Genomic DNA, 2949 nt, shown 5'->3' on the forward strand with positions numbered 1-2949 from the left:
TTCTCCTCTCCACCTCCAACATGCGCGAGCACAACCTCCCGCCCGCGCCCATCAGCACCAGCAATCTCCGCGACCTCTACTGGTCCTTCGCCCAGATGATCACCCACCACACCAGCAACGGCTGCAACCTACAGCCCGGCGACATCCTTGCCAGCGGCACCGTCTCCGGCCCCAACCCCGCCTCCGAAGGCTGCCTCCTCGAGCTCACCCGCCGCGGCACCGTCCCCCTCCAACTCCCCAACGGCGAGCTCCGCGAATTCCTCGCCGACGGCGACGAGATCATTCTCCGCGGCCGCTGCCACCGCGCCGGCCTGCCCGCCCTCTCGTTAGGCGAATGCCGCGGCATTATTCTTCCCTCGATCAGCCTAGGTTGACATCCCTCCGACCAAACATTCATCCTTTCGAGTGAACCCAGCGGCCGAACGCACGCCGCCCCAACCGCGCCAAAGGAGAACCCACCATGGCCACCCTCGCTCAGCAGGCCCCCGAAATCGTCGTCGACTTCCTTCCCCTCAACGGCACCGACCACGTCGAGTTCTATGTAGGCAACGCACGCCAGGCTGCCTACTTCTACCGTACCGCCTTCGGCATGAAACTCGTCGCCTACGCCGGCCCCGAAACCGGCCGCCGCGACCGCGCCTCCTACGTCCTGCAGCAGGGAAAAGTTCGCTTCGTCCTCACCACCGCCCTCCGCGCCGACTCCGACATCGCCCGCCACGTCGCCAAGCACGGTGACGGCGTCCGCGCCATCGCGCTCTGGGTAGACGACGCCGCCAGCGCCTGGCGCGAGACCACCGCCCGCGGGGCAACATCCGTCCAAGAACCCACCACCCTCTCCGACGACAACGGCTCCGTAGTCATCTCCAGCATCGCTGCCTACGGCGACACCCTCCACACCTTCGTCGAGCGCAAAAACTACACCGGCACGTTCTTCCCCGGCTACCGCGCGATGCCTGAAGACACCGTCGCCCGTCCCGTAGGCCTTCTCCATATCGACCACATCGTAGGCAACGTCGGCTGGAACGCGATGAATGAGTGGGTCGACTTCTATTCCAAGGTCATGGGCTTCCAGCTCTACCAGCACTTCGACGACAACGACATCTCCACCGAATATTCTGCTCTGATGTCGAAGGTCATGGCCAACTCCACCGGCTACGTAAAATTCCCCATCAACGAGCCAGCTGAAGGCCGCCGCAAATCCCAGATCGAAGAGTACCTCGACTTCTACGATGGCCCCGGCGTCCAGCACCTCGCCCTTGCCACCCACGACATCCTCGCCACCGTCTCCAGCCTCCAGCAGCAGGGCGTCAACTTCCTCACCGTCCCGCACAGCTACTACACCGAGCTCCAGGAGCGCGTCGGCAAGATCGACGAACCCCTCGATGAACTCGAGCGCCTAGGCATCCTCGTCGACCGCGACAACGAAGGCTACATGCTGCAGATCTTCACCCAGCCCGTAGAAGACCGCCCCACACTCTTCTACGAAATCATCCAGCGGAAGGGAAGCCGCAGCTTCGGCAAAGGAAACTTCAAAGCCCTGTTCGAAGCAATCGAGCGCGAGCAAGATGCCCGTGGCAACCTCTAACAAGTCTGTGGCAACCTCTAGCCCCCACAGCCTGAACAAACTCTATCCCGACGCCCACACCGCGCTAGCAGACATCGTCAACGACGACATGCTGCTAGCCATCGGCGGCTTCGGCCTCTGCGGCATTCCCGAAGCCCTCATCGCCGCCCTGCGCGACACCGGTGCACGCAACCTCACCATCGCCAGCAACAACGCCGGCATCGACAACTGGGGCATCGGCCTCCTCCTGCAAACCCGCCAAGTCAAAAAAATGATCTCCAGCTACGTAGGAGAGAACGCCGAGTTCGAGCGCCAGTTTCTCCAAGGCGAGCTCGAAGTAGAGTTCGCCCCGCAAGGCACGCTAGCCGAGCGCATGCGAGCAGGCGGCGCGGGCATCCCCGGCTTCTACACCCGCACCGGCGTCGGCACCCTCGTCGCCGAGGGCAAAGAGCACAAAGACTTCGACGGCCACACCTACATCCTCGAGCGCGGCATCGTCGCCGACCTCGCCCTCGTCAAAGCCTGGAAGGCCGACACGCAAGGCAACCTCGTCTACCGGCGCACCGCGCGCAACTTCAATCCCAACGCCGCCACCTGCGGCAAGATCACCGTCGCCGAAGCCGAAATCATCGTCCAGCCTGGCGAGCTCGACCCCGACGAGATCCACACACCCGGCATCTTCGTCCATCGCCTCGTCCACAATCCGAACCCCGAAAAGCGCATCGAAAAAACTACGACTCGCAACACCGAAAGCCAAGAGGCCTGACCCGTGCCCTGGAGCCGCAACCAAATGGCCGCGCGAGCCGCCCTCGAACTCCGCGACGGCTTCTACGTCAATCTCGGCATCGGCATCCCCACCCTCGTCGCCAATTACATCCCCGCCGGCATGACCGTAACCCTGCAATCCGAAAACGGCCTGCTCGGCATGGGACCCTTTCCTCTGGCCTCTGAAGTCGACCCCGACCTAATCAACGCTGGCAAGGAGACGGTCACCTTCACCCCCGGCGCCTCCACCTTCTCCAGCGCCGACTCCTTCGCCATGATCCGCGGCGGCCACATCGACCTAGCCATCCTCGGCGCCATGCAAGTCTCCGAACGCGGCGACTTAGCCAACTGGATGATCCCCGGCAAGCGCGTCAAAGGCATGGGCGGCGCCATGGATCTAGTCTCGGGCGTCCGCCGCGTAGTAGTCATCATGGAGCACACCGCGCAGGGCAGTCCCAAGCTCCTCCCAGCCTGCACTCTTCCTCTCACCGGCGCCGCAGTAGTCAACCGCATCATCACCGACCTCGGCGTCTTCGACATCACCCCCACCGGCTTCGAAGCCATTGAACTGGCCCCCGACGTAACCCCCGACCAGGTCCGCCAATCCACGGCCGCCCCCC

General features: G+C 63.8%; 4 protein-coding genes. All 4 read left to right on the forward strand.

From position 1 onward, the window contains the following. Positions 1-374, forward strand: a 374-nt coding sequence (locus GSQ80_RS10115) for a fumarylacetoacetate hydrolase family protein (RefSeq protein ID WP_174241332.1), incomplete at its 5' end; no start/stop codon positions are given. An 86-nt stretch (positions 375-460) separates the two neighbouring features. Beyond that, positions 461-1585 carry a 4-hydroxyphenylpyruvate dioxygenase gene (gene hppD, locus GSQ80_RS10120; protein ID WP_174241333.1) on the forward strand — a complete coding sequence of 375 codons (1125 nt, stop codon included), beginning with the start codon at positions 461-463 and terminating at the stop codon, positions 1583-1585. A gap of 31 nt (positions 1586-1616) precedes the next feature. Next, entirely contained in the window at positions 1617-2330 is a 714-nt protein-coding gene (locus GSQ80_RS10125) for a CoA transferase subunit A (protein WP_158788645.1), read from the forward strand. A gap of 24 nt (positions 2331-2354) precedes the next feature. After that, positions 2355-2949, forward strand: a 595-nt coding sequence (locus GSQ80_RS10130; protein WP_216850258.1) for a 3-oxoacid CoA-transferase subunit B, incomplete at its 3' end; no start/stop codon positions are given.

The sequence above is a fragment of the Granulicella sp. L46 genome (assembly GCF_009765785.1).
GTDB lineage: Bacteria > Acidobacteriota > Terriglobia > Terriglobales > Acidobacteriaceae > Granulicella.

Excerpts from the sequence above, each read along its gene's own strand:
- hppD (WP_174241333.1), top strand. The coding sequence starts at position 461 with ATGGCCACCCTCGCTCAGCAGGCCCCCGAAATCGTCGTCGACTTCCTT.